We start from the raw sequence: 25,110 nt of genomic DNA on the forward strand, positions 1-25,110 counted from the left end.
GGGAACACCCCAGGGTAGACGGGGCGGCCGCGGGCACCGGTGTCGTGCCCGGTCCGGGCCGCTCCCCTCCCCCGTAGGCTCCCGGAGCGTGGGCGACGTGATCCCGCTCTTCCCCCTCGGGACGCCGCTGTTCCCCGGGGTGGTCCTGCCGCTGCAGGTCTTCGAGCTCCGCTACCGGCGGCTGATGCGTGACCTGCTGGCCCGGCCCGACGCCGACGGCCGGTTCTTCGGCGTGGTCGCCATCCGCCAGGGCTGGGAGGTCGAGCAGGTGGCCCCGGCGGAGGCGCTCTACGACGTGGGCTGCACCGCCCGGCTGCAGGCGGTGCGCCCCCAGCCCGACGGCGGGTTCCGCATCATGACCGTCGGCGGCGACCGGTTCCGGCTGCTCGACGTGCTCGTCGGCGACGACCCGCCGTACCTGCGGGCCGAGGTGGAGTGGCTCGCGGACGAGGAGGCCGCCGAGGAGGCCGCCGGCGACCAGGAGGGCCTGGTGCCGGCCGACGACGCGGGGCCCGACGCCGAGCACGACGACCTCGTCTCCGACGTCGCCCGCGGGTCGCTGGACGTGCTGGTCCGGGGGGTGGGCGAGCTGTTCGCGGAGTACGTCGCCGCGGTCGCGGAGCTCACCGGGGAGGCCGACGGCGACGAGCCGGACCCGGAGGCGCTGCTGGACGCCGTCTCCGGCGACTCGCGGGCGCTGTCCTACCTCGTGGCGTCGGCCGCCCTGCTCACCACCGAGGACCGGCAGGCGCTGCTGGCCGAGTCGGCGACGCGGCGGCGGCTGCGCGCGGAGTCCCGGCTGCTGCGCCGGGAGCTGACCCTGCTGGAGACGGTGGGGGCGGTGCCGGCGCCGCTGCAGCGCTTCGCCGGGCCGCGCAGCGTCAACTGAACCGGGCGTCCTCGCGGGCCGGCGCGGCCGGGACCGCCCCACCCGGCGGCAGGGCCGCACCGTGCGGCGGGTCGGGCCGGTCGAGGTCCTCGGCGGAGGCGAGCAGCGTGGCCAGCACATAGGCCAGGACGGCGAGGAACGGGCCGACGGCCAGCGCCGCCAGGGAGTTCAGCCGCAGCCCGGTGGTGCCCTCCGCGCCGACGTCGGCCAGCTGCTCCTGCGTCGGCGGGGGCCCGAGCAGCTGCCCGAGCTGCCAGGCCAGGACCGCGGCGAGCAGCGTGCCCACCGCGAGGGCGAGCAGCAGGGCCACCCCGCGACGCCGGCGCAGCCGCCAGGCGACGACGCCGGCCAGCAGGCCGAGACCGGCCAGCACGAGGGTGAAGACGCCGTCGTCGGCCACGAGCAGTTCGGCCGACGGGCGCCCGACGGCCACCGGGCCGTCCTGGGTGACCTGGAACTGGGCCCGCGGGGCCAGTGCCCACCACAGGAGGCCGGCGGGCGCGCCGCAGAGCAGCAGCACGCCGGTCATCCCCAGCGCGCCGGGCAGGTCGGCGCGCAGCTCGACGACCCCTGGCCAGCGGGGCCCGCTCGCCCACCAGGCCCGTCGGGGAGCCCGCAGCGGCTCGGCGGGACCGGGCGGAACGGGACCGTGCACGTCCCCAGTCAACCGCGCGAACCCGGGAACCTCTTCCCCGACGGTCGCGGCGCCCTCGCCCCCGTCGGCGGCCGGCCCCGTCCAGAGGCTCGCCGCGAGCCTGCGAGCGGTGAGGAGGACGGGGTCCTTGTCCGAATGGCGTGGGGGGAAGGGTGGTACTCCTTCGTCACAGCAGCGCCACGCTGGTCGGGCCGAGCAGGGCCTTGATGTCGCCCATCAGCGCGGTGCTCGGCCGGACCCGCAGGCCCTGGTCGAGCCGCAGCACCGTCTCCCGGCTGCCGTTGACCAGCCTGAGCTGCACCTCGGTGGTGCCGGGGTGGCTGCCCAGCACCTCGCGCAGCCGCTCGACGACCGGCGGGGTGCAGCGGGCGGCCGCCATGGAGACCATGACCGGGCCGCGCGGCCCCTCGGTGAGCTCGGGGATGGTGACCTCGGCGCCGAACAGCGAGGGCTGGTCGTCGCGCCGGCTGATCCGGCCCTTGACCACCACGATCTGGTCGCGGACGACCTTCTCCGACACCTCGGCCCAGGTCTTCGGGAAGAACAACACCTCGATGCCGGACTCGAGGTCCTCGAGCGTGGCGATCGCCCAGGGCGCGCCCTGCTTGTTGGTGCGCGGGGCGACCGACGTGAGGATGCCCGCGATGGTCACGTTCGCGCCGTCCTCCACGCCGCCGGCGTTGATCTCGGCGATCGGGGTGTCGGCGTGCGCGGTGAGCACGTGCTCGACGCCGTGCAGCGGGTGGTCGGAGACGTAGAGGCCGAGCATGTCCCGCTCGAACATCAGCCGCTCGCTCTTCGACCAGTCGGCGGTCGGGATGACGATGTCGAGGGCCCCGCCGAACGGGTCGTCCGCGCCGTCGTCGTCGCCCCCGAAGCTGCCGAACAGGTCGAACTGGCCCTCGGCCTCCTTGCGCTTGAGTGCCATGGCCGAGTCGACCGCCTGCGCGTGGACGGCGACGATGCCCTGCCGGGAGTGACCGAGGGAGTCGAACGCGCCGGCCTTGGCCAGGGACTCGATGACCTTCTTGTTGCAGGCCACCGTGTCGATCTTGCGCATGAAGTCCGCGAAGTCCTTGAACGCGCCCTTCTCCTCGCGCGCCCGGCGGATCGAGTCGACGACGTTGTGCCCGACGTTGCGCACCGACGCGAGACCGAAGCGGATGTCGGTGCCGACGGCGGCGAAGTCCCAGGACGACTCGTTGACGTCCGGCGGGAGCACCTTGATGCCCATCCGCCGGCACTCGGCCAGGTAGATCGGCCGGCGGTCCTTGTCGTCGCCGACGCTGGTGAGCAGCCCGGCCATGTACTCGGCCGGGTAGTTGGCCTTCAGGTAGGCGGTCCAGTAGGACACCAGGCCGTAGGCGGCCGAGTGGGCCTTGTTGAACGCGTAGTCGGCGAACGGGACGAGGATGTCCCACAGCGTCTTGATCGCCGCGTCGGAGTAGCCGCGCTCCTTCATGCCGGCCTCGAACCCGACGAACTCCGCGTCGAGGACGGACTTCTTCTTCTTGCCCATCGCGCGGCGCAGCAGGTCGGCCTTGCCGAGCGAGTACCCGGCGACCTTCTGCGCGATCGCCATGACCTGCTCCTGGTAGACGATCAGGCCGTAGGTCGTGCCGAGGATGTCCTCCAGCGGCTCGGCCAGCTCCGGGTGGATCGGCGTGATCTCCTGCTGGCCGTTCTTGCGCAGGGCGTAGTTGGTGTGCGAGTTCGCACCCATCGGGCCGGGCCGGTAGAGCGCGCCGACGGCGGAGATGTCCTCGAAGTTGTCCGGCCGCATGAGCCGCAGCAGCGACCGCATCGGGCCGCCGTCGAACTGGAACACGCCGAGGGTGTCGCCGCGGGACAGCAGCTCGTAGGTGGCCTTGTCGGTGAGGTCCCTGCTGATCTCGTCGAGGTCGACCGGCTCCTTGCCGTTCGCGACGATGTTGCGCAGCGCGTCGTCGATGACCGTGAGGTTGCGCAGGCCCAGGAAGTCCATCTTCAGCAGGCCGAGCGTCTCGCAGGTCGGGTAGTCGAACTGCGTGATGATGGCGCCGTCGTTCTCCCGGCGCATGATCGGGATGCTGTCGATGAGCGGGTACCGCCCGATGATGACGCCGGCGGCGTGCACGCCCCACTGCCGCTTCAGCCCCTCGAGCTTGCGGGCCTGGTCGACGACCTCGGCCGCGCCCGGGTCGGACTCGTAGCGGGCGCGGAACTCGGCGGCCTCCTTGTAGCGCGGGTGGGCCGGGTCGAAGACCCCCGACAACGGGATGCCCTTGCCCATCACGTCCGGGGGCATGAGCTTGGTCAGCTCGTCACCGACCGAGTAGGGCCGGTCGAGCACGCGGGCGGCGTCCTTGATGGCGGCCTTGGCCTTGATCGTGCCGTAGGTGACGATCTGGCTGACCCGCTCCTCGCCGTACTTCTGCGAGACGTACTGGATGACCTCGCCGCGGCGGCGGTCGTCGAAGTCGATGTCGACGTCGGGCATGGAGACGCGCTCGGGGTTGAGGAACCGCTCGAAGATCAGTCCGTGCGCCAGCGGGTCGAGGTCGGTGATGCCCATCGCGTAGGCGGCCAGCGACCCGGCCGCCGAGCCACGGCCGGGACCGACGCGGATGCCGTTGTCCTTGGCCCAGTTGATGAAGTCGGCGACCACGAGGAAGTACCCCGGGAAGCCCATCTGGGTGATGATCCCGACCTCGTAGTCGGCCTGCTTGCGGACGTGGTCGGGGATGCCGTTGGGCCAGCGCTTGTGCAGGCCGCGCTCGACCTCCTTGACGAACCAGGAGGTCTCGTCCTCCCCCGGCGGCAGGGGGAAGCGCGGCATGAGGTCGGCGCCCTCGGTGAAGGACACCTCGCACTGCTCGGCGATCAGCAGCGTGTTGTCACAGGCCGCGGCGAGCTCGCCGGGGAACAGCGCCCGCATCTCCGCGGCGCTCTTCAGGTAGTAGCCGTCGCCGTTGAACTTGAAGCGGTTGGGCTCGTTCAGCCGCGACCCGGTCTGGATGCACAGGAGGGCGTCGTGGGCCTCGGCGTCCTCCTTGTGCGTGTAGTGCAGGTCGTTGGTCGCCAGCAGCGGGATGCCCAGTTCCTTCGCGATCTGCAGCAGCTGCGGGCGGGTCTTCTTCTCGATGGACAGCCCGTGGTCCATCAGCTCGGCGTAGAAGTTCTCCTTGCCGAAGATGTCCTGGAAGTCGGCGGCGGCCTGGCGGGCGCGGTCCTCCTTGCCGGCGCGCAGCCACATGTTGACCTCGCCGGACGGGCACCCGGTGGTGGCGATCAGCCCCTGGCCGTACCTCTCCAGCAGGTCGCGGTCGAAGCGCGGCTTGCGGTACTGGCCCTCGAGGCTGGCCAGCGAGGAGATGCGGAAGAGGTTGTGCATCCCCTCGGTGGTGCGGGCCAGCAGCGTCATGTGGGTGTAGGCGGCCTTGCCGCGCGACGAGCCGCCCTCGCCGTCCTCGTCGATGAGGTTGTCACCGAAGTCGAACGGCGCCCGGTCGAACCGCGAGCCGGGCGTGTAGTAGCCCTCCATGCCGATGATCGGCTTCACGCCGGCGGCCTTGGCCTGCTTGTAGAAGTCGTAGGCGCCGAAGACGTTGCCGTGGTCGGTCATCGCCAGCGCCGGCATGCCGTGCTCCGCGGCCGCCTTCGTCACCTCCGGCAGCTTCGCCGCGCCGTCGAGCATCGAGTACTCGGTGTGGACGTGCAGGTGCACGAACGAGTCGGTCGACGGGGTGCTGCTCACGGGGCTGCGTGCTCCTCACAGGTCGTGCGTGCCCGGCCGTCGGGGATCGGAACGGGCGACCGGCGGGGAAGACCGGCGGTGCTGTGGTCCGAGGTGCGGGCCGGGGGATGACCCGATCCTCGCACCACGGAGGTCTACTCCGGGGGACCGACAGAAAGGTGTCTCGCCACAGGCGGACCGATCCGTCACGGGCACCCCGTGCGGGCGTCAGCCGAGGTCACGCCGCATCGTGACGTGCGCGATGCCGGCCTCCTCGTAGTCCGCACCGACCGCGGTGTAGCCGGCCCGCTCGTAGAACCCGCGGGCGGTGACCTGCGCGTGCAGCTCGACCTCCCGCAGCCCGCGGAGCACCGCCTGCCGGTGCAGCTCGGCCAGGACGGCGGCGCCGTACCCGTGGCCGCGGACCGACGCGTCGACCGCCATGCGGCCGATCACCGCGCGGCCCTCCCGGGTCAGCAGCCGCCCGGTCGCCACCACCCGGCCCCCGTCGTCCCGGACGAGGGCGTGCACGGCCGTGGCGTCGAGGGCGTCCTGCTCGACCTCGGCCGGCACCCCCTGCTCCTCGACGAAGACCCGGGTGCGCAGGGCGACCACCTCCGGCCAGTCCGCCGGGGTCGCCACCTGGCCCCTCATCGCGTTCCCGCCGGGAGTGCGCTGGCCGGGACCAGCAGGAAGCGCAGGTCGATGAGCACGTGCAGCACGACCGGCACGAGCAGGGAGCCGGTGTCGAGGTACAGCGCGGCCAGCACGCCGCCGAGCACGCCGGTGGTCAGCACGCCGGCCACGCCCTGGTAGGCGTGCGCCAGGCCGAAGGCGGCGGCACCGACGGCGACCAGCGCCGGGGTGGACAGCCCGCCGGCGACCGCGGCGGCGACGGCGAGGAAGAACCCGCGGTAGAGCCACTCCTCGCAGACCCCCGCGGTGACGCCCACGACGGTGAACAGCCGCCGCTCGGCACGGGTGCGCGGCAGGAGCGCGAGCGTGGCGTGCACCTGCGGCTCGGCGTGCCGCCCCTCCCCCGGCCGCCGGCGCACCTCGGCGGCGGCGACGAGCGCCCCGGAGCGCAGCGCCCGGGTGGACACGACGACGAAGGCGACCACCACGGCGGCGGCGGCCGCCGAGAGCGGCCCGGGCCACGACTGCGGCCACTGCAGGCCCACCTCGGCGGCGCTCACGCCGGGGGCGGACAGCCACACGACGACGGCGAGGGCCGCCAGCCCCCACTCGAGGACCAGCAGGCGCCGGTAGAACGACCGGCGTGCGCCGTCGTCCGTGCGCAGCCGTCCCTCGAACCGCCGGTGCAGCACGTGCCCGACCACCGGTTCGCCGGCCACCAGGTAGCCGGCGACGACGACCGCCGACAGCGTCGCCGAGCCGTACTCGGTCAGAGACCCGGGCAGGTCCATCTGGAGCCGGGCCTCACGCCTCTGCGCGCAGGATCTCCAGCGCGCCGGCCAGGTCGGGCGGGTACGGGCTCGTGAACTCCATCCACCGCCCGTCGGCCGGGTGCGGGATGCCCAGCCGGACGGCGTGCAGCCACTGGCGGGCCACGCCGAGCCGGGCGGCCAGGGTGGGGTCGGCGCCGTAGGTCGTGTCGCCGACGCACGGGTGGCGCAGGGCGGAGAAGTGCACCCGGATCTGGTGCGTGCGGCCGGTCTCCAGCTGGATGTCGACCAGGCTGGCGGCCGGGAACGCCTCGACGACCTCGTATTGGGTGACCGACGGCCGGCCGCCCTGGACGACGGCGAACTTCCAGTCGTGCCGCGGGTGCCGGTCGATGGGTGCGTCGATCGTGCCGCGCGACGGGTCGGGGTGCCCCTGCACCAGGGCGGCGTACCCCTTCTCGACGGTGCGCTCCTTGAACGCCGCCTTGAGCAGGCTGTAGGCCCGCTCGCTCTTGGCCACGACCATCAGCCCGGTCGTCGCGGCGTCCAGCCGGTGGACGACGCCCTGCCGTTCGGCCGCCCCGGAGGTGGAGATCCGGTAGCCGGCCGCGGCCAGGCCACCGACGACGGTGGGCCCCTCCCAGCCGGGGCTCGGGTGGGCCGCGACGCCGACCGGCTTGTCCACGACCACGATGTCGTCGTCGTCGTGGACCACGGTGAGCCCGGCGACCGGCTCGGGCGCCACCGGCTCGCCGGGCGGTGGGGGCAGCTCGACCTCCAGCCAGCTGCCGCCGTTGACCCGGTCGCCCTTGCCGCGGGCGCGCCCGTCGATGAGGACCGCGCCGGCGTCGGCCAGGTCGGCCGCCGCGCTGCGGGACAGCCCGAACAGCCGGGACAGCGCCTGGTCGACGCGCTGGCCCTCCAGCCCGTCCGGCACCGGGAGGGCTCGGTGCTGGCCCGCGGGACTGGTCACGGCGTCCATCGTGACAGAGGGGCGCGACGAGGCCGGCGCGCCGCCACCGCGGGCACTCAGCCGTTCGCCGGGCCGCCGTCGCGCGCCGCGCGCGCGGACGACGCCCGGGAGCCGTCGAACTCGACGCCGCGCAGCGCCAGCACGGCGCCGAGGACGCCGCCGCAGACGATCGCCGAGTCGGCCAGGTTGAAGATCGGGTACACCCGGCCGTCGGGCGCGAAGACGGAGATGAAGTCGACGACCCCGCCACGCAGGAAGCCCGGGTCGCGGAAGACGCGGTCGACCAGGTTGCCCACCGCGCCGCCGAGCACCAGCCCGAGGGCCACCGCCCAGGCGGCGGAGAACAGCCGGCGCGCGGTGCGCACGATGACCACCGCGACGGCGACCGCGACGAGGGTGAAGACCACGGTGAAGCCCTCGGCGAAGGAGAACGCCGCACCGGTGTTCCGGGCCTGCGTCAGGTAGACGGCGCCCCCGAGGAGCCGGAGGTCCTCCCCCGGCGCGATCGTGGCGACGACGAGCAGCTTGGTGCCCAGGTCGGCCAGCAGCACGCCCAGCGCGAGCAGGAGCAGCAGCCGGGTGCACGGGCGCCGCGGGCGCGTGCCGGCGTCGTCCCGGGGGGCGCTGGGTTCGGACAGCAGGGGCTCCTCGGTCGTTCCGGTCGCGGCCGGACCGACGATAGCCGCGGCACCGGGAGTGCCTGCCGCGGTCGGCGGAGCGGCGCAACCGGGACCGGATGTGATCCATCTCATGACGGTGTGCGAGCCAACTCACCACGGTGAGTGACATGTTCGGACGGTTAGCGACCGTTACCCGGACAGGTACAGCTCCTCTCCCGAGCACGGAAGGCCCTCGTGTCCACCGATCTCGCCCCAGCCACCGACCCCGACGTAGTCCTCGTGGGCGGCGGCGTCATGAGCGCGACCCTGGCGTCGCTGCTCGGCGTCGTCGCGCCCGACTGGAGCGTCACCGTCTTCGAGTCCGGACCCTCGGTGGCCGGCGAGAGCTCTGACGCGTGGAACAACGCCGGGACCGGTCACGCGGCGCTCTGCGAGCTGAACTACACCCCCGCGGGCGCCGACGGCTCGGTGGACGTGACCAAGGCGGTCACCATCAACGAGCAGTTCCAGGTGTCGCGGCAGTTCTGGTCGCACCTGGTGCGCTCGGGGCTGACCGGGTCGCCGAAGGAGTTCATCACCCCGGTCCCGCACATCAGCTTCGTCACCGGCGAGGCCGGCCGGCAGTACATGCGGACCCGCTACGGGGCCATGGCCGCGCAGCCGCTGTTCGCCGGCATGGAGTACACCGACGACGCCGAGGTGCTGGCCCGGTGGGTGCCGCTGATGATGGCCGGGCGCCCCGCCGACCAGGTGGTCGCGGCCACCCGCTCGGCCGCGGGCACCGACGTCGACTTCGGCTCCCTGACCCGGCTGCTGTTCGCCGCGGCCGAGGACCGCGGGGTCCACGTGCACACCGGCCAGCGGGTGACCGCCGTCGAGCGGCGCACCGACGGCCGGTGGACCGTCACCGTCCGTGACGCCGTCAGCGGCGAGGAGCGCAGCGTCCGCACCCGGTTCGTGTTCGTCGGCGCCGGCGGCGGCGCGCTGCCCCTCCTGCAGCAGGCCGGGATCCCGGAGATCCGCGGCTTCGGCGGCTTCCCCGTGAGCGGGATGTTCCTGCGCACGCGGTCCCCCGAGCTGGTCTCGGCCCACCAGGCCAAGGTCTACGGCCAGGCGGCCGTCGGGGCGCCGCCCATGTCGGTGCCGCACCTGGACCTGCGGCTCATCGACGGCGACCACTCGCTGCTGTTCGGCCCCTACGCCGGCTTCTCCCCCAAGTTCCTCAAGGCCGGGTCGATGTTCGACCTGCCGCTGAGCGTCAAGCCGAACAACCTGGGCTCGATGCTGGGCGTGGCCCGCACCGAGCTGGCGCTCACCCGCTACCTCGTCGGCGAGCTGCTGCAGTCGCGAGCCGATCGGCACGCGACGCTCACCGGGTTCGTGCCGCTCGCCGAGCAGCAGGACTGGGACATGATCACCGCCGGCCAGCGCGTCCAGGTGATCAAGCGGGACCCGGCGACCGGCCGCGGCGTGCTCCAGTTCGGCACCGAGCTCGTCGTCGGCGGCGAGGGCACCATCGCCGGCCTGCTGGGCGCCTCCCCCGGCGCCTCGACGGCGGTCTCGGCGATGCTGACCGTGCTCGAGCGGTGCTTCCCCGAGCGGATCCCCGCGTGGCGGCCGCTGCTGCAGGAGGCGATCCCCTCCTACGGCCGCCGGCTGAGCGAGGACCCGGCGCTGCTCGCCGAGGTCCGCGCCGAGACGATGCAGACCCTGGAGCTCAACGGCTGAAGCCCGCTCTCCTCGACCGAGGCCCCCTCGCACACCGCGAGGGGGCCTCGGTCGTCGTGCGGCCGGTCGCCACCGACCTCGCGGTGCCGGCCGGTGGGCCGACGGGTCAGTCGGCCTCGGTGGCGGCGCCGGTCTCCCCGCGCCAGCTGGCCAGGCGCCCGGCGCGACTGACCGCGCGCAGCCGCCGCTCGGCCTCCGACCGCGAGCGGCGGGCCGACACCAGCAGCGCCTGGTCCCCCCGGACCAGTCGGGTCGTCGGCCCGGGCACGAAGGGCCGGCCGTCGCGCACGATGAGCACCACGGCGGCGTCCTCCGGCAGCCGCAGCTCGGGCAGGTAGACGCCGTGCAACCGGGACCCGGCCGGCACGGTCAGCTGCAGCAGGTCGGCGTCCAGCTCGTCGAGCGGCGCGGACTCCACGTCGACGTCCCGCGGGGTCACCGGCGCGGCGATCCCGAGCCGGCGGGCCACCAGGGGCAGCGACCAGCCCTGGATCAGCGTGAACACGACGACCAGCACGAACACCGTGTCGAAGATGAGCGGCGCGCCGTCGACGCCCGCGGCCACCGGGAAGGTGGCGAGCACGATGGGCACCGCGCCGCGCAGGCCGGCCCAGGAGATGAACGCCTGCTGGGCCAGCGGCATCCGGAACCACACCAGGCTGGCCAGGACCGACAGCGGCCGGGCCACCAGCAGCAGCGCGCCGCCGACCAGCAGGGCCGGCAGCAGCGCCTCGTCCAGCCGAGCGGGCGAGACCAGCAGCCCCAGCAGGACGAACAGGCCGATCTGGGCGAGGGAGGCCATGCCCTCGGCGAAGCCGATGCTGGCCGACCGGTGGGGCAGCGCGCGGTTGCCCAGCGCCACGCCGGCCAGGTAGACGGCGACGAACCCCGAGGTGTGCGCGAGGTCGGCCAGGGCGAAGGCGAGCACGCACAGCGCGAGGGTGGCCAGCGGGTAGAAGCCGGCGAGGGGCAGCGCCACCCGGCGCAGCAGCTCCGCGCCGCCGAGGCCGACGGCGATCCCGATCGCGGCGCCGCCGACGAGCTCGGCGACGATCTCCAGCCCGATCAGCCACCACGACTCGCTGTGGTCGCCGGTCAGGTAGGTCGCCAGCGCGGTCACCAGCAGGATGGCGGGGGCGTCGTTGAGCCCGCTCTCGGCCTCGATGGAGGCGGCCAGCCGGCGCGGGAGGGACAGCCGGCGCAGCGCGGCGAAGACCGCCGCGGCGTCGGTGCTGCTGATCACGGCTCCCAGCAGCAGGGCGAAGGCCCAGGGGAAGTCCAACAGCCAGACAGCGACCGCCGCGGTGACGACGACGCTCACCAGGACGCCGATCGTGGCCAGCGACAGCCCGGGGCCGATCGCCCGCCGGACGTCGTTCCACCGCGTGGTCAGGCCACCCTCGGCGAGGATGACCACGAGGGCGGCCACACCGAGGGTCTGGGTGAGCTGCACGTCCTCGAACTGCACGCCCAGGCCGCTCTCGCCGAGCAGGACGCCCAACGCCAGGTAGAGGAGCAGGCTGGGCAGGCCGAGCCGGTCGGCCAGGCGCAGCGCGACGGCGGCCACGAGGACGACGACGGCGCCGAGCGCGAGGCCGAGGGTGACCGTCGTGTTCACCGCGCGCCCCTGACCACCTCCGCAGTCTCCCGTACGCAGGCGTCCGGGCCGCTCCACGACCCGGTCGGGACGTGGCGACCGGCCCGCTGGCGCGCTCGGGGACAATGGCGGGCGTGAGCTCTCCCGGTCCCTTCCGCGCGCTGCCCCCGCAGGTCGACCTGCCCGCCCTGGAGCAGGAGATCCTGGGCCGCTGGGAGGCCGACAAGGTCTTCGCCCGCTCGCTGGAGGCCTCCGCCGGCCGGCCGCAGTGGAACTTCTACGAGGGCCCGCCCACCGCGAACGGCCGCCCCGGCACGCACCACATCGAGGCGCGGGCGTTCAAGGACGTGTTCCCGCGGTTCAAGACGATGCAGGGCTGGCACGTGCCCCGCCGCGCCGGCTGGGACTGCCACGGCCTGCCGGTGGAGATCGCCGTCGAGCAGGAGCTGGGCTTCGCCGGCAAGCCCGACATCGAGCGCTACGGCATCGCCGAGTTCAACGCCCGCTGCCGCGAGTCGGTGGAGCGGCACGTCAGCGACTTCTCCGACCTGACCCGCCGGATGGGCTACTGGGTCGACCTGTCCACCGCCTACTGGACGATGGACCCCGCCTACATCGAGAGCGTCTGGTGGTCGCTCCAGCAGGTCTTCGACAAGGGCCTGCTGGTCGAGGACCACCGGGTCGCCCCCTACTGCCCGCGCTGCGGCACCGGGCTGTCCGACCACGAGGTCGCGCAGGGCTACGAGTCGATCACCGACCCGTCGGTCTACGTGCGGCTCCCGGTCACCAGCGGCGAGTGGGCCGGGAAGGCCGACCTGCTGGTCTGGACGACGACGCCGTGGACGCTGCCGTCCAACACCGCGGTCGCCGTCCACCCGGACGTCACCTACGTGGTGGCCAGGCGCGGGGACGACGTCCTGGTCGTCGCCGAGCCCCTGCTGGGCGCCGTCTTCGGCGACACCGACGACGTCGAGGTGCTGGCCCGCACGACCGGCCGGAACTGGGAGCGGGTGCACTACCAGCGGCCGTTCGAGCTGGTCGACTTCCCCGAGGGCGAGGACCCCCACTTCGTCGTCCTGACCGACTACGTGACCACCGACGACGGCACCGGGCTGGTCCACCAGTCCCCCGCGTTCGGCGCCGACGACCTCGCGGTCTGCCGGGCCTACGGGCTGCCGGTGGTGAACCCGATCGACTCCACCGGGCACTTCCTGCCCGACGTCCGGCTGGTCGGCGGGCGGTTCTTCAAGGCCGCCGACGACGCGCTGGTCGCCGACCTGGCCGCGCGCGGCGTGCTGTGGCGTGAGCAGCGCTACGAGCACAGCTACCCGCACTGCTGGCGGTGCCACACACCACTCATGTACTACACGCAGCCGTCCTGGTACATCCGCACCTCGGCGGTCAAGGACCGACTGCTCGCGGAGAACGACGAGACCTCGTGGCACCCCGAGCACATCCAGTGGGGCCGCTACGGCGACTGGCTGCGCAACAACGTCGACTGGGCGCTGTCCCGGGACCGGTACTGGGGCACGCCCCTGCCGATCTGGCGCAACGACGCCGACCCGAGCCGCCTGGTGGTCGTCGGGTCGCTGGCGCAGCTGTCGGAGCTCACCGGACGTGACCTGTCCGGGCTGGACCCGCACCGGCCGTTCATCGACGAGATCACCTTCACCCTCCCCGGCGAGGAGGGCACCTACCGGCGGGTGCCGCAGGTCATCGACGCCTGGTACGACTCCGGCTCCATGCCCTTCGCCCAGTGGGGGGCGCCGTACCGCAACCAGGCCGAGTTCGAGGCGGCCTACCCGGCGCAGTTCATCTGCGAGGCGATCGACCAGACCCGCGGCTGGTTCTACTCGCTCATGGCCGTGGGCACCCTGGTGTTCGACCGGAGCTCGTACGAGAACGTGCTGTGCCTGGGCCACATCCTGGCCGAGGACGGCCGGAAGATGAGCAAGCACCTGGGCAACATCCTCGAGCCCATCCCGCTCATGGACCGGCACGGCGCGGACGCCGTCCGCTGGTTCATGCTCGCCGGCGGCTCGCCGTGGTCGGCCCGGCGGGTCGGGCACGAGACGCTGTCCGAGGTGGTCCGGAAGGTCCTGCTGACCTACTGGAACACGGCCAGCTTCTTCACCCTGTACGCCGAGACCAACGGCTGGGACCCGGCCTCCATCCCGGCTCCCCCGCGGGCCGAGCGGCCGCTGCTGGACCGCTGGGCGCTGGCCGAGCTGGCCGCGGTGACCGAGGGCGTGACGGCGGCGCTGGAGGACTTCGACACCCAGGGCGCCGGTCGGCTGCTGGCCGAGTTCGTCGACGACGTCTCCAACTGGTACGTGCGCCGCTCGCGCCGCCGGTTCTGGGACGGCGACCCGGCCGCGCTGGCGACCCTGCACGAGGTGCTCGACGTCCTGACCCGGCTCATGGCGCCGTTCACGCCGTTCGTCACCGAGGAGGTCTGGGCCCGGGCGGTCACGCCGGGCCTGACCGACGCCCCCGACTCGGTGCACCTGGCCCCCTGGCCGCAGGTGGACGCCGCGGCCCGGGACGACCGGCTGGTCGAGCAGGTGGCGCTGGTGCGCCGGCTGGTCGAGCTGGGCCGCTCGGCCCGGACGGCGGCCAGGGTGCGCACCCGCCAGCCGCTGGCCCGCGCGGTCGTCGCCGCGCCGGGCTGGTCGGCCCTCCCCCGCGACCTGGTCGCCGAGGTGGCCGACGAGCTCAACGTCGCGGAGCTGATGGACCTCTCCGCCGTCGGGGGCGACCTGGTCGACGTCAGTGTGAAGATCGACTTCCGTGCGGTGGGGCGCCGCCTCGGCAAGCAGGTGCAGGCCGTCGCCAAGGCGGTCGCCGCGGCCGACGCGCCCGCGCTCGTGGCCGCCTACCGGGCCGGGACGGCGAGCGTCGAGGTCGACGGGGCTCCCGTGCCGCTGGAGCAGGGCGACCTGGTCGTCACGGAGACCCCGCGGGAGGGCTGGACGGTGGCCAGCGGCGGCGGGCTCACCGTGGCGCTGGACCTGGAGCTCACCCCGGAGCTGGAGCGGGCGGGCCTGGTCCGCGAGGCGGTCCGGCTGGTGCAGGAGGCCCGCAAGGGCAGCGGCCTGGCCGTGAGCGACCGCATCGAGCTGTGGTGGACCGCCGAGGGGGCTGGCGGGGAGGCCATGGCGCAGGCGCTGACCGAGCACGCCGCGCAGGTGGCCGACGAGGTGCTCGCCGTCCGGGTGCACGGGCAGGAGTCCGGGCCCGGCGAGGGCGTCGAGGGACCGGCCGGCTCGCGCTTCTGGGTCGCCCGCGCGCGGGTCTGAGCCCTGGAGGGGTCCGTCAGCCGCCGCGGGCGGCCCGGCGGCGGACGCGCTCGGTGCCGGCCAGGTGGTGCACCGGGCGGCAGGTGGCGCAGGGGGTGAAGCCGTCCTCCCGCGCCTCCACCATGGGCAGCGGCACCGCCCGCTGGTCCGCGAGGTGCGGGCAGCCGGCCAGGTGGTAGCGCGGGTGCTCGTCGACGACCAGCACGTCGTCGCCGAGGTCCACCACCAGCAGCAGGTCCGTGACCTCGACGTCCTCCTCGGCCGGCTCGCCGTCCGCGGTGACCGCCGCTGACGCCCCGCGGGCGACAGCGGCGTGCGCCCCGGTCGACGGCTCGTCCTCGGGCTCCGGCAGCGGTGGCTCGGCGACGGGCACGTCGTCCGACGCCGGGACCCGCACCGCCGCCCGGCCCCGCGGCGGCGTCCCGGGGGCTCCTGGCGCCCGCCGCACCGGCTCCTCCCGGCGACGCGGGGGCTCCGGCGGGCGGGCGGTCGCCCCGGCCGACCCGAGTCGCGCCACCACCAGCAGGACCGCGGCGAGGGCGCAGGCGGCCACGCACCCCCAGTACAGGGCCGTGGCACCGGTGAGGAGCCCGCCGACGAACGCCCCCAGGCCGATGAGCACGAGCAGGCCCGCTGCCAAGATCACGAGCGCACTGTAACCGGGCACCGACGCCGTGCGCTCGACCGCCCCCGGAGACGACGACGGGCCCCCGGACGTCGTCCGGGGGCCCGTGCGGCCGGTGTCAGGCGGTGGCGTGCTGGGTCTGGCGGCTGTTCGACGCCGGCTCGGCCGAGCCGCGGCTGTCCAGGTCACGCAGGTGCGACTCGAGGTAGGACCGCAGCCGGGTGCGGTACTCGCGCTCGAAGGTCCGCAGCTCCTCGATCTTGCGCTCCAGGCTGCTGCGCTTCTCCTCGAGCGAGCCCATGACCTCGGTGTGCCGACGCTCGGCGTCCTGCTCGAGGGCGGCGGCCTTGGCGCGGGCCTCCCGCTCCATCGTGTCCGCGCGGGTGCGGGCATCGGTGATCATGGAGTCGGCGCGCATCTTGGCCTCGCTGACCATCTGCTCGCTCTTGGCCCGCGCGTCGGTGACCATCCGGTCGCTGTTGCTCTTGGCGGTGGAGACCATCTGGTCGGCCTGCGCCTTGGCCTCGTTGACGTACCGGTCGGCGGTCTCGGTGGCCAGGGCGAGCATGCGGGAGGCGCGGGCGCTGTCGTCCTCGCGCGACGCGACCGGCGGGGGCGGCGGCGCGACGGCCGGGGCCGGCGCCGGGGGCTCGGGAGCCTCGACGCGGGGGGTGCGCCCGGTGGCCGAGCCCGCACGGAGCTCGTTGTTCTCCTCGATCAGCCGCGCCAGCTCGGCCTCGACCACGTCGAGGAACGCGTCCACCTCGTCCTCGTCGTAGCCCCGCTTCCCGATCGGCGGCTTCTTGAAGACGACGTTGTGCACGTCGGCAGGCGTCAGTGGCATCGGGGTCACCTCGGGTCGGACAGCGGGAACAGGGACGTTCTCGGACGAGCGACGGCGGACCGCACCCGGCCTCCGGCGTCGCCCTCCCCGGCGGGTTCAGGGGTCACGCGGTGGCGGCGAGTGAGGTCGTGATGCCACGCAGGATGTACACGGCAATCAAGAGCACCATAAACCCGAGGTCCAACCGGATGGTGCCCAGGTTCAGGGGCGGGATGACCTTCCGGATCGCCTTCAGCGGCGGGTCGGTGGTCGCGTACACGACCTCGAGCCCGGCGGCGACGATCCCGGAGGGACGCCAGCTGCGTGCCAGCACCATCACCCAGTCGACGACGAACCGCGCGAAGAGCAGGACGAGGAAGACGAGCAGCACCGACGAGACGATCTGCCAGAAGAGAGCCACGGTCCTCGTTCGTTCGGGGCACCTCGCGTGCCGGTCCAGTCCTACCAGGCGGCCTCAGGACTCGGAGAGGAAACCGCCCTCGCGGATCCGCGCCTTGTCCTCGGCCGTCACATCGACGTCCCTCGGGCTGAGGAGGAACACCTTGTTCGTGACGGGCTCGATGCTACCGCGCAACCCGAAGATCAGTCCCGCAGCGAAGTCGACGAGCCTCCGCGCGTCGGCGTGGTCGAGTTCGGTGAGGTTCATGATGACCGGGCTGCCGTCGCGGAAGGCCTCACCGATCTGGCGGGCCTCGTTGTAGGTCTTCGGGTGCAGCGTGGTGATCCGGTAGGGCTGCGGCGCGGGGACCGGAGCGGGCGCGGGCGCCGGGGCAGGCGCCGGCTCGGGAGCGGCCGCGGCGGCCAGGCCGGCGGCTCCGGAGGCGGTCGACCCGGATGCGGTCGACCCGGCGGCCCCGGACCCGGAGGTGGCCGCGGCGCCGGTGCCGGCGAGCCCGCTGAGGCGGGTGGCGCCGGGCGTGGCGGCGGGCGCGAGGCCGAGGTTGCGCGTCGAGCCGGTGCGGCGAGGCAGGGCGACCGGCTCGGGGCCCGGATCGGGCAGGTCCGCCTGGCGGTCGGCCGCGTAGCCACCCTCGTAGCCGGCGGACCGGACGTCCGGCTGGCGGTAGTCGGAGTCGCGGTAGCCGTCGGCCCGGTAGTCGCTCTCGGTGTACCGGTCGCCGGTGTCGGCGTAGCGGTCCTCGTAGGGGTCGTCCGTGGTGTACCGGCCGTAGCGGCGGTCGTCGACGCGGTCGTACCGGTCGGCGTGGTCGGCCTGCCGGGCGTCGTACCGGCCGTACGCGCGGGCGTCGTCGTCCTCGACGAGCCCGAGGTAGATGCCCATCTTCCGCATGGCTCCGGCCATCGGCCCTCCCCCTCCGGTTCCGCGAGCGGCGCCCGCGTCGGTCACGCGGGCCGGTGGGACCCGTGTGACTGGTGTGACTCGTCCTCCCGGGAGGGTAGGGGCCGCTCCCCGAAGAGCGCGGTTCCGACACGCACGAGAGTGCTCCCGGCCGCGACGGCCTGCTCCAGGTCGGCGGTCATCCCGGCCGAGATCTCCCGCGCGCCCGGGTGGTCGGCGCGCACCCGCTCGGCCAGCTCCGCCAGCCGGGCGAAGGCCGCGGCGGGGTCGACGTCGCGGGGCGCCACCGCCATGAGTCCCCGCAGCCGCAGACCCTCCTCCGCGGCGACGGCGTCGGCGAGCCCGGGGACCTCGGCGGGGTCGGCGCCGCCCCGCGCGGCCAGCTCACCCTCGGGGCCGCCGAGGTCGACCTGGACGAAGACCTCGACCGGACGGCCGAGCTCCGCGCCGGCCCGCGCCAGCGCCCGGGCCAGCGGCGGCCGGTCCACCGAGTGGACGACGGCGCCGAGGCGGGCCACCGCGGCGGCCTTGTTGCGCTGCAGCTGGCCGACGAAGTGCCAGCGCAGCCGGAGGTCGGTCAGCTCGGCCGCCTTCGGCAGCAGCTCCTGGGCGCGGTTCTCCCCGAAGTCGGCCTGCCCGAGGGCGGCCAGCTCGCGGACGGCGGCCGAGGACCAGGTCTTGCTCACCGCGAGCAGCGACACCGAGGTCGGGTCGCGGCCCGCGGCGCGGGCCGCGGCCGCGATGCGGGCCCGCACGGTGTCGAGCCGGTCCGCGGGGGTGGTCACGCCCGGATCCTCCCAGCCCGCAGGGCGGCCCGGCCCGTGCCGCGCGGGGTGGGGAGGACGGCGACCTCACTCGAGCCAGACCACCCCGGCCTGCCGCCCGGTCACCCCGTCGCGGCGGTGGGAGAAGAGGAAGCGGTCCTCCACGGTGCACCGCGGGTCGTGCACCACCTGCCCGGCGCCGGCGCCGCGCAGCAGCTCGGCCACCCCGGCGCGCAGGTCCAGCCCCGGGGTCCCCTTGCGGGTGCGGACGGCGGCCGCGGGCGCCACGCGGGCCACCTCGGCCTGCATCGCGCGCGGCACCTCGTAGCAGGCTCCGCAGACCGCGGGGCCGAGCAGCGCGGTGACGTCACCCGGCCGGCTGCCCAGCCGGGCCATGGCGGCCAGGGTTGCCGAGACGACGCCGCGCCGGACACCCTCCCGCCCGGCGTGCACCGCGGCGACCACCCCGGCGGCGGGATCGGCCAGCAGCACCGGCACGCAGTCGGCGACCAGGACGCACAGCACCAGGCCGGGCGTGCCGGTGACCACGGCGTCGGTCGCCGGCAGCGGCCCCTCGACGGGGCCATCGACCACGGCGACGCCGGTGCCGTGGACCTGGTCCATCCAGACCAGCCGGTCCTCGCCGACACCGAGCTCGCGCGCCAGCCGCGCCCGGTTTCCCGCGACGTCGGCCGGGTCGTCCCCGACGTGCCCGCCGAGGTTGAAGGAGTCGTAGGGCGGACGGGACCGGCCGCCCCGCCGGTCGGTGACGACCCGACGGGGTCGCACCGCCTGCGGGGCGGCCGAGGACTGCTCCATGGGGATGTCGAGAGCCGATCGTGTCGTCGGCCCCCGTGCCGGGCCTGCGAGGGGGGCACGGGGGTCCTGCTACTGGCGGAGGAACTCCGGGATGTCGAGCTCCTCCTCGAAGTCCTCGTCGGACAGCGGCCGGCGCCCGGCGGACGCGCTCTGCGCCGGGGGCAGCGGCGGCACGGTGATGCCCTGACCGGCCGCGGGGCGACCGGGCAGCTGGGACGTCGACGGCAGCGGCGTCGGCGGCACGGGCGGCACGGAGGGCGCCGAGCCGAGCAGCCGCTCGCCGGTCTGCGCCGGCTGCGGGCCGGTCACCGGCTGCGGGTGCACCGGCAGCCGCGGGGTGGCCGTCGGGGCCACCGGGGTGGCGGCCGGCACGGAGGCGATCCCGGCGTCCTTGCGGCCGGCCGGCTTGCCGCCGTCGAAGCCGGCGGCGATGACGGTCACCCGCACCTCGTCGCCGAGGGCGTCGTCGATCACCGCACCGAAGATGATGTTGGCGTCGGCGTGCGCGGCGTCGGAGACCAGCGAGGCGGCCTCGTTGATCTCGAACAGGCCGAGGTCCGACCCGCCGGAGATCGACAGCAGGACGCCGTGTGCGCCCTCCATCGAGGCCTCGAGCAGCGGGCTGGCGATGGCCTGCTCGGCGGCCAGCAGGGCGCGGTTGTCGCCCCGCGCGCTGCCGATGCCCATGAGGGCCGAGCCGGCGCCGGACATGACGGACTTGACGTCGGCGAAGTCCAGGTTGATCAGACCGGGCGTGGTGATCAGGTCGGTGATGCCCTGGACACCGGAGAGCAGCACCTGGTCGGCGGTGCGGAAGGCGTCCATCACGCTGACGTTCCGGTCGCCGAGCTGCAGCAGCCGGTCGTTGGGGATGACGATGAGCGTGTCGCACTCGTTGCGCAGCTCCTCGATGCCCGACTCGGCCTGCACGGCCCGCCGCTTGCCCTCGAAGGAGAACGGGCGGGTGACCACACCGATGGTGAGTGCGCCGAGCTTGCGGGCGATCGAGGCGACGACGGGCGCGCCGCCGGTGCCGGTGCCGCCGCCCTCCCCCGCGGTCACGAAGACCATGTCGGCGCCCTTGAGCACCTCCTCGATCTCCTCGCGGTGGTCCTCGGCGGCCTGCCGGCCGACGTCGGGCTGCGCGCCGGCGCCCAACCCACGGGTCAGCTCGCGGCCGACGTCGAGCTTGACGTCGGCGTCGCTCATCAGCAGCGCCTGCGCGTCGGTGTTGATGGCGATGAACTCGACCCCCTTGAGGCCGACCTCGATCATCCGGTTCACCGCGTTCACACCGCCGCCGCCGATGCCGACGACCTTGATGACCGCGAGGTAGTTGTGCGGAGGTGTCATGTGGGGCTCCCGACCTCGACCCTCATCCTCAAGTAAAGCCTTATAGTTATGTCAACTGGGTCGACGCGGACGAAGTTAAAGGGGCGCCAGAGGCCCCACAAACACCCTCCCGGGACCGGCGTGTCGAGCAGGCGCGTTCCCACCGATCACGGGCGACCCAGTGGTCACATCCGTATCACTGGGTGTGACGACGCGCGCCCGGAACGTCTCATGTGCAGGTCGAGGGCCCCGACACACCCATCGGCCGGAACTCGGAAAAGTGATGTGGCGCGTCGGGCGTGTCGCGCCACCGCGCGTGTCGTCCCCGCTCCCGTGTCCTGCCGCGGCCGGCGTCCAGGGGCTCGCGGCGAGCCTGCGAGTGGTGAGGAGGACGGGGTGCTCCTTCACTGCCGGGGCAGCCGACCCAGGAGGTAGAACTCGTCGTTGGGCGGGATCGCCGCCCAGTGCGCCAGCCGGTTCGACAGGGCGAACAGCGCCACGATGGCGCCGACGTCCCACACGTCGTCCTCGGTGAGGCCGTGCGCGCGCAGCCCGGCGAGGTCCGCGGCGGTCACCGCGGCCGGCTCCACCGCCAGCCGGACGGCGACGTCGAGCACCGCGTGCACGCGCGGCGACAGCGGTGCCTTGCGCCAGTCGACGGCGACCTGGTCGGCGATGTGGGGGTCCCGGGCGCGAATCCGGGCGATCGCGCCGTGCGCCACCACGCAGTACAGGCAGCCGTTGGCCGCGCTGGTGGCGACCACGACGAGCTCCCGGTCGGCCTTGGACAGCCCGGGGGTCTCCTTGTCCATGAGCGCGTCGTGCATCGCGAAGAAGGCCGCCGCCTCGGCCGGGCGCCAGGCCAGCGCGGCGAAGACGTTGGGCAGGAAGCCGGAACGCTCCTCGACGTCGGCGTAGCGCTCGCGCAGCTCCTCGGCGAGCTCGTCGCGGGGCGGGACGGGGAACCGGCTGATCGGCGAGGCATCCACCCGGCCAGCCTCTCGCCGCTCCGGGCCGCGAGCCACCCCGTTCAGCGCAGGGCGACCGCCCGCGGCGCGCTGACGTCGATCTCGTCGGCGGGCTCCAGGTCGCCGGCCCGCAGCTGACCGAGGAGGGCGACGAGCACCTCGGCCTTGTCACCGGCATCCTCCGCGCTCCCCCACAGCACCGTGGTGCCGTCCTCCAGGGTGAGCGTGACGTCCTCTGGGGTCGTGGCCGACGCCACCGCCACGTCGGCGCGCACCTCCGCGGGCAGCGCGACGAGCGCGGCGAGCGCCGCGCGGGTCACCCGGTCGTCGGGGCCGGGGCCGGCGACGTCGAGCGGCACGACGCCGGACGGGAGGTCGCCGGTCACCGTGTCGAAGAGCACCCCGTCGCCGTCCACCAGGGACCGGACGCCGTTCTGCTCGACGGCGGCCACGGGCACCCGCTCGACGACGGTGACGACGACGCTGCGCGGCCAGCCGCGGGTGACCTCCACCGACGCGACCTGCGGCAGCCGGGCGACCCGGGCCTCGGCCGCGTCGACGTCGACCCGCAGCAGCGGCGTGCCCTCGGCGATGCCGGCGACCTCGACCACCTCGGCGGAGGTGAGGCTCCCGGCGCCGTCGACCTGGATCCGGTGCACGCCGAGGACCGGGCTGCCCCACAGCAGCCAGGCCACCGCCACCACGACGGCCACCGTTCCGCCGATCCGCACGAGCAGCCGGCGACGGCGGCCCTCGGGGGTGTCCCGCCGCGGCCGCCGCGGCGTCCTCGCCGGGCGCCGGGCGGGGTCGGGTCCGGCCCCCGCACCGCCGGCGCGGTCGCGGGTCGTCGTCCCCGAGCGGCTCACCGGGCCGGGACCGCCGCGTCCCCGCCGGTGCGGGCTCGCAGCGCCTCGAGCACCTCCGGGCCGACCATCGAGACGTTGCCGGCACCCATCGTGATCACCAGGTCGCCGGGTCGGGCCCGCTCGGCCAGGGCGGGTGCGGCGGCCGACCACGACGGCTCGAAGAGCACCCGGTCGGCGGGCAGCGGGACGGCATCGGCGACCATCGCGCCGGTGATGCCGGGCACGGGGTCCTCGCGGGCGCCGTAGACGTCCATCACCACGACCTCGTCGGCCAGGCCGAGGGCCTCCCCGAAGCCGGCCGCGAACTCGCGGGTGCGGCTGTACAGGTGCGGCTGGAAGGCCACCACGACCCGGCCCGGGCCGGCGACCGCGCGGGCCGCCCGCAGCTGCGCGGCGACCTCGGTCGGGTGGTGGGCGTAGTCGTCGTAGACCCGGACGCCGTCCACGGCACCCTTGAGCTCGAACCGGCGGTGCACGCCGCCGAACCGGCCCAGACCGGTGATCAGCCCCTCGGCCGGGAGCCCCAGCTCCGACCCGGCCAGCAGCGCGGCGGCGCTGTTGCGGGCCATGTGCTCCCCCGGCACCCGGATCTGCACGCGGCCGAGGACGTCCCCGTCCAGGACGGCGGTCCACGCGGTGGTGTCGGGTCCGACCTCGATGTCGAGCAACCGCAGGTCGGCGTCCTCCGCCGTGCCGTAGGTGCGCACCCGCGCCGGCGTCGGCGCCCCCCGCAGCCGCGCCGCCCCCGGGTCGTCGGCGCACAGGACGACGAACCCGGCCGGGTCGACGGTGCCGACGAACCGGTCGAACGCGGCCTCGACCGCGGACAGGTCGCCGTAGTTGTCCAGGTGGTCGGCCTCGACGTTGGTGACGATCGCGCCGTACGGCGCCAGCAGGAGGAAGGAGCGGTCGCTCTCGTCGGCCTCGGCGACGAAGACGTCCCCCCGCCCGGCGTGCGCGTTGCTGCCCGACTCGTTGAGGTCCCCGCCGATGGCGAACGACGGGTCCGCACCGCAGGACTGCACGGCGACCGTGAGCATCGACGTGGTCGAGGTCTTCCCGTGGGTGCCGGCCACGGCCACGCTGCGCTTGCCGGCCATGACCGCCGCCAGCGCCACCGCCCGTGGGAGGACCCGCAGGCCGCGCTCCCGGGCGGTGGCCAGCTCGGGGTTGTCCTCGCGGATCGCGGTCGAGACCACCACCGTGTCCGCGTCGCCGAGGTGCGCCGGGTCGTGGCCGAGCTCCACCCGGGCGCCCAGGGCGCGCAGCGCCAGCAGGGTCGGGGTGTCGCGGCGGTCGCTGCCGGAGACGGTCACCCCGCGGGCCAGCAGGATCCGCGCGATCCCGCTCATCCCGGCGCCCCCGATGCCCACGAAGTGCACCGCGCCCAGCTCCTCGAGCCGAGGGACGGGGGCGCTCCAGGCGGCCACGTCAGCGGCGGGCACGGGCCACCTCCAGCACGATGTCGGCCAGCCGCTCGTCGGCGTCGGGCGCGCCGGCCGCCGCGGCGTGCCGGGCGTACCCGGCCAGCGCGGCAGGGTCGGTGATCAGCGGGACCACGTGCTCCTCGATCCAGGACGGCGCCAGGTCGGCGTCCTCCACCAGCAGTCCTCCCCCGGCCTCGACCAGCGGCAGCGCGTTGCGCCGCTGCTCCCCGTTGCCGATCGGCAGCGGCACGAACGCCGCCGGCAGCCCGACGGCAGCCAGCTCGGCCACGGTCACCGCGCCGGCCCGGCACAGCGCCAGGTCGGCGGCGGCGTAGGCCAGGTCCATCCGCTCCAGGTAGTCGACGACGACGTACGGCGCGCTGCCCGGGGCACGGGCGGGCACCGTCACGTCGGTGTTCTTGGGCCCGCGCGCGTGCAGCACCTGCACGCCGGCCGCGGTGAGCGCGTCGGCCGCGCCGACCGCGGCCCGGTTGAGCGAGGCCGCCCCCTGCGACCCGCCGAAGACCAGCAGGGTCGGCCGGTCGGCGTCCAGGCCGAAGGCGGCCCGGGCCTCGACGCGGCGGGCGGCGCGGTCCAGCGTGGTGATCGCCGTGCGCAGGGGCATGCCGACCTGCTCGCCCCTGCGCAGGGGGGTGCCGGGCACGGTGACGGCGACCCGCGCGGCCAGCCGGGCGCCGATGCGGTTGGCCAGGCCCGGCAGCGCGTTCTGCTCGTGCACCACGACCGGCACCTCCTCGCGGCGGGCCGCGAGGTAGGCCGGCAGCGCCACGTACCCGCCGAAACCGACGACGACGTCGGCCTCGAGCTCGCGCAGCAGCGCCCGGGTCTCCGCCACCGAGCGGCGCACCCGGCCGGGGACCCGGAACAGGTCGAGGGTGGGCTTGCGGGGCAGCGGCACCGGCGGGATGAGCCGCAGGTCGTAGCCGCGGGCGGGCACCAGCCGGGTCTCCATGCCGCGGGCGGTGCCCAGGCAGGTGATCCGCGGCCCGCCCTCCTCGGTCCCGCGGCGCAGCAGCGCGTCGGCGAGGGACAGCATCGGCTCGATGTGCCCGCCGGTGCCGCCGCCGGCCAGGACGACGCTCAAGGGTCTGGTGCTCACCTGGCCCCCGCTCACCGTGCCTCCCGTTCGCTCCCGCGGGGCGCTCCGCTCCTCGCTCGTTCCTCGCTGCGATGCTCACGCCCATGTCCGCTCACCGTGCTCACCGTTCGCTCCCGCGGGGCGCTCCGCTCCTCGCTCGTTCCTCGCTGCGATGCTCACGCCC

21 protein-coding genes are annotated in these 25,110 nt (G+C 74.6%); 3 read left to right on the forward strand and 18 right to left on the reverse strand.

What is annotated here, in order from left to right; genetic code table 11:
* The first annotated feature begins 88 nt into the window (after positions 1-88).
* The gene (locus tag ACI782_RS21925; protein WP_456912216.1) at positions 89-889 is read left to right on the forward strand and encodes an LON peptidase substrate-binding domain-containing protein; all 801 of its coding nucleotides are present in this window, start codon (positions 89-91) and stop codon (positions 887-889) included.
* Here ACI782_RS21925 and ACI782_RS21930 read toward each other — a convergent pair.
* The 6 genes from ACI782_RS21930 to lspA all read right to left on the reverse strand — a co-directional run bounded on the left by ACI782_RS21930 (position 882) and on the right by lspA (position 8,390).
* Entirely contained in the window at positions 882-1,544 is a 663-nt protein-coding gene (locus ACI782_RS21930; protein ID WP_456912217.1) for a DUF2567 domain-containing protein, read from the reverse strand. The two genes, ACI782_RS21925 and ACI782_RS21930, sit on opposite strands and share 8 nt — an antisense overlap.
* A gap of 166 nt (positions 1,545-1,710) precedes the next feature.
* Entirely contained in the window at positions 1,711-5,280 is a 3,570-nt protein-coding gene (gene dnaE / locus ACI782_RS21935; protein WP_456912218.1) for a DNA polymerase III subunit alpha, read from the reverse strand.
* Between the two features lie 207 nt (positions 5,281-5,487).
* A complete protein-coding gene (locus ACI782_RS21940) occupies positions 5,488-5,901 on the reverse strand; it encodes a GNAT family N-acetyltransferase (RefSeq protein WP_456912219.1) in 414 nt (137 codons plus the stop codon).
* Positions 5,902-5,909: 8 nt separating this feature from the next.
* The gene (locus tag ACI782_RS21945) at positions 5,910-6,686 is read right to left on the reverse strand and encodes a CPBP family intramembrane glutamic endopeptidase (protein WP_456912220.1); all 777 of its coding nucleotides are present in this window, start codon (positions 6,684-6,686) and stop codon (positions 5,910-5,912) included.
* A gap of 13 nt (positions 6,687-6,699) precedes the next feature.
* Positions 6,700-7,647 carry an RluA family pseudouridine synthase gene (locus ACI782_RS21950; protein WP_456912221.1) on the reverse strand — a complete coding sequence of 316 codons (948 nt, stop codon included), beginning with the start codon at positions 7,645-7,647 and terminating at the stop codon, positions 6,700-6,702.
* A gap of 47 nt (positions 7,648-7,694) precedes the next feature.
* A complete protein-coding gene (gene lspA, locus ACI782_RS21955) occupies positions 7,695-8,390 on the reverse strand; it encodes a signal peptidase II (RefSeq protein ID WP_456912222.1) in 696 nt (231 codons plus the stop codon).
* Positions 8,391-8,492: 102 nt separating this feature from the next.
* Here lspA and mqo point away from each other — a divergent pair, with 102 nt between their 5' ends.
* On the forward strand, positions 8,493-9,986 hold the full coding sequence (gene mqo, locus ACI782_RS21960) for a malate dehydrogenase (quinone) (protein ID WP_456912223.1): 1,494 nt from the start codon (positions 8,493-8,495) through the stop codon (positions 9,984-9,986).
* Between the two features lie 106 nt (positions 9,987-10,092).
* On the opposite strand, the gene ACI782_RS21965 is transcribed toward mqo, so the two are convergent.
* Positions 10,093-11,604, reverse strand: a complete 1,512-nt coding sequence (locus tag ACI782_RS21965) for a potassium/proton antiporter (protein WP_456912224.1) — start codon at positions 11,602-11,604, stop codon at positions 10,093-10,095.
* Between the two features lie 113 nt (positions 11,605-11,717).
* On the opposite strand from ACI782_RS21965, the gene ileS reads away from it, so the two are divergent.
* Complete coding sequence (ileS, locus tag ACI782_RS21970; RefSeq protein ID WP_456912225.1) at positions 11,718-14,882, forward strand: isoleucine--tRNA ligase; 3,165 nt, start codon at positions 11,718-11,720, stop codon at positions 14,880-14,882.
* A 16-nt stretch (positions 14,883-14,898) separates the two neighbouring features.
* Here the strand turns inward: ileS and ACI782_RS21975 are convergent, their stop codons facing one another.
* The 11 genes from ACI782_RS21975 to murG all read right to left on the reverse strand — a co-directional run bounded on the left by ACI782_RS21975 (position 14,899) and on the right by murG (position 24,947).
* The gene (locus tag ACI782_RS21975; protein ID WP_456912226.1) at positions 14,899-15,528 is read right to left on the reverse strand and encodes a hypothetical protein; all 630 of its coding nucleotides are present in this window, start codon (positions 15,526-15,528) and stop codon (positions 14,899-14,901) included.
* A gap of 97 nt (positions 15,529-15,625) precedes the next feature.
* On the reverse strand, positions 15,626-16,351 hold the full coding sequence (gene wag31 / locus ACI782_RS21980; RefSeq protein WP_456912227.1) for a DivIVA-like cell division protein Wag31: 726 nt from the start codon (positions 16,349-16,351) through the stop codon (positions 15,626-15,628).
* A 103-nt stretch (positions 16,352-16,454) separates the two neighbouring features.
* Positions 16,455-16,751 carry a YggT family protein gene (locus ACI782_RS21985; RefSeq protein ID WP_456912228.1) on the reverse strand — a complete coding sequence of 99 codons (297 nt, stop codon included), beginning with the start codon at positions 16,749-16,751 and terminating at the stop codon, positions 16,455-16,457.
* A 54-nt stretch (positions 16,752-16,805) separates the two neighbouring features.
* The gene (locus tag ACI782_RS21990; RefSeq protein WP_456912229.1) at positions 16,806-17,654 is read right to left on the reverse strand and encodes a cell division protein SepF; all 849 of its coding nucleotides are present in this window, start codon (positions 17,652-17,654) and stop codon (positions 16,806-16,808) included.
* Positions 17,655-17,695: 41 nt separating this feature from the next.
* Positions 17,696-18,436, reverse strand: coding sequence for a YggS family pyridoxal phosphate-dependent enzyme (locus ACI782_RS21995; RefSeq protein WP_456912230.1), 741 nt, complete (start codon positions 18,434-18,436; stop codon positions 17,696-17,698).
* Positions 18,437-18,502: 66 nt separating this feature from the next.
* Entirely contained in the window at positions 18,503-19,234 is a 732-nt protein-coding gene (gene pgeF / locus ACI782_RS22000) for a peptidoglycan editing factor PgeF (RefSeq protein WP_456912231.1), read from the reverse strand.
* Between the two features lie 69 nt (positions 19,235-19,303).
* Positions 19,304-20,587: a cell division protein FtsZ gene (ftsZ, locus tag ACI782_RS22005; RefSeq protein WP_456912232.1), complete on the reverse strand. Its 1,284-nt coding sequence runs from the start codon at positions 20,585-20,587 to the stop codon at positions 19,304-19,306.
* A gap of 383 nt (positions 20,588-20,970) precedes the next feature.
* Complete coding sequence (locus ACI782_RS22010; RefSeq protein WP_456912233.1) at positions 20,971-21,555, reverse strand: peroxidase-related enzyme; 585 nt, start codon at positions 21,553-21,555, stop codon at positions 20,971-20,973.
* 41 nt (positions 21,556-21,596) lie between these two features.
* Positions 21,597-22,400, reverse strand: coding sequence for a cell division protein FtsQ/DivIB (locus ACI782_RS22015; RefSeq protein WP_456912234.1), 804 nt, complete (start codon positions 22,398-22,400; stop codon positions 21,597-21,599).
* On the reverse strand, positions 22,397-23,845 hold the full coding sequence (murC, locus tag ACI782_RS22020; RefSeq protein WP_456912235.1) for a UDP-N-acetylmuramate--L-alanine ligase: 1,449 nt from the start codon (positions 23,843-23,845) through the stop codon (positions 22,397-22,399). The genes ACI782_RS22015 and murC overlap by 4 nt, the downstream gene beginning before the upstream one ends.
* Positions 23,832-24,947, reverse strand: coding sequence for an undecaprenyldiphospho-muramoylpentapeptide beta-N-acetylglucosaminyltransferase (gene murG / locus ACI782_RS22025; RefSeq protein ID WP_456912236.1), 1,116 nt, complete (start codon positions 24,945-24,947; stop codon positions 23,832-23,834). The genes murC and murG overlap by 14 nt, the downstream gene beginning before the upstream one ends.
* Between the last annotated feature and the right edge of the window lie 163 nt (positions 24,948-25,110).

It is taken from the genome of Geodermatophilus sp. SYSU D00703, assembly GCF_054050155.1.

Excerpts from the sequence above, each read along its gene's own strand:
- ACI782_RS21990 (WP_456912229.1), bottom strand. The coding sequence starts at position 17,654 with ATGGCCGGAGCCATGCGGAAGATGGGCATCTACCTCGGGCTCGTCGAG.
- wag31 (WP_456912227.1), bottom strand. The coding sequence starts at position 16,351 with ATGCCACTGACGCCTGCCGACGTGCACAACGTCGTCTTCAAGAAGCCG.
- ACI782_RS21950 (WP_456912221.1), bottom strand. The coding sequence starts at position 7,647 with ATGGACGCCGTGACCAGTCCCGCGGGCCAGCACCGAGCCCTCCCGGTG.
- lspA (WP_456912222.1), bottom strand. The coding sequence starts at position 8,390 with ATGAGATGGATCACATCCGGTCCCGGTTGCGCCGCTCCGCCGACCGCG.
- ACI782_RS21945 (WP_456912220.1), bottom strand. The coding sequence starts at position 6,686 with ATGGACCTGCCCGGGTCTCTGACCGAGTACGGCTCGGCGACGCTGTCG.
- ftsZ (WP_456912232.1), bottom strand. The coding sequence starts at position 20,587 with ATGACACCTCCGCACAACTACCTCGCGGTCATCAAGGTCGTCGGCATC.
- pgeF (WP_456912231.1), bottom strand. The coding sequence starts at position 19,234 with ATGGAGCAGTCCTCGGCCGCCCCGCAGGCGGTGCGACCCCGTCGGGTC.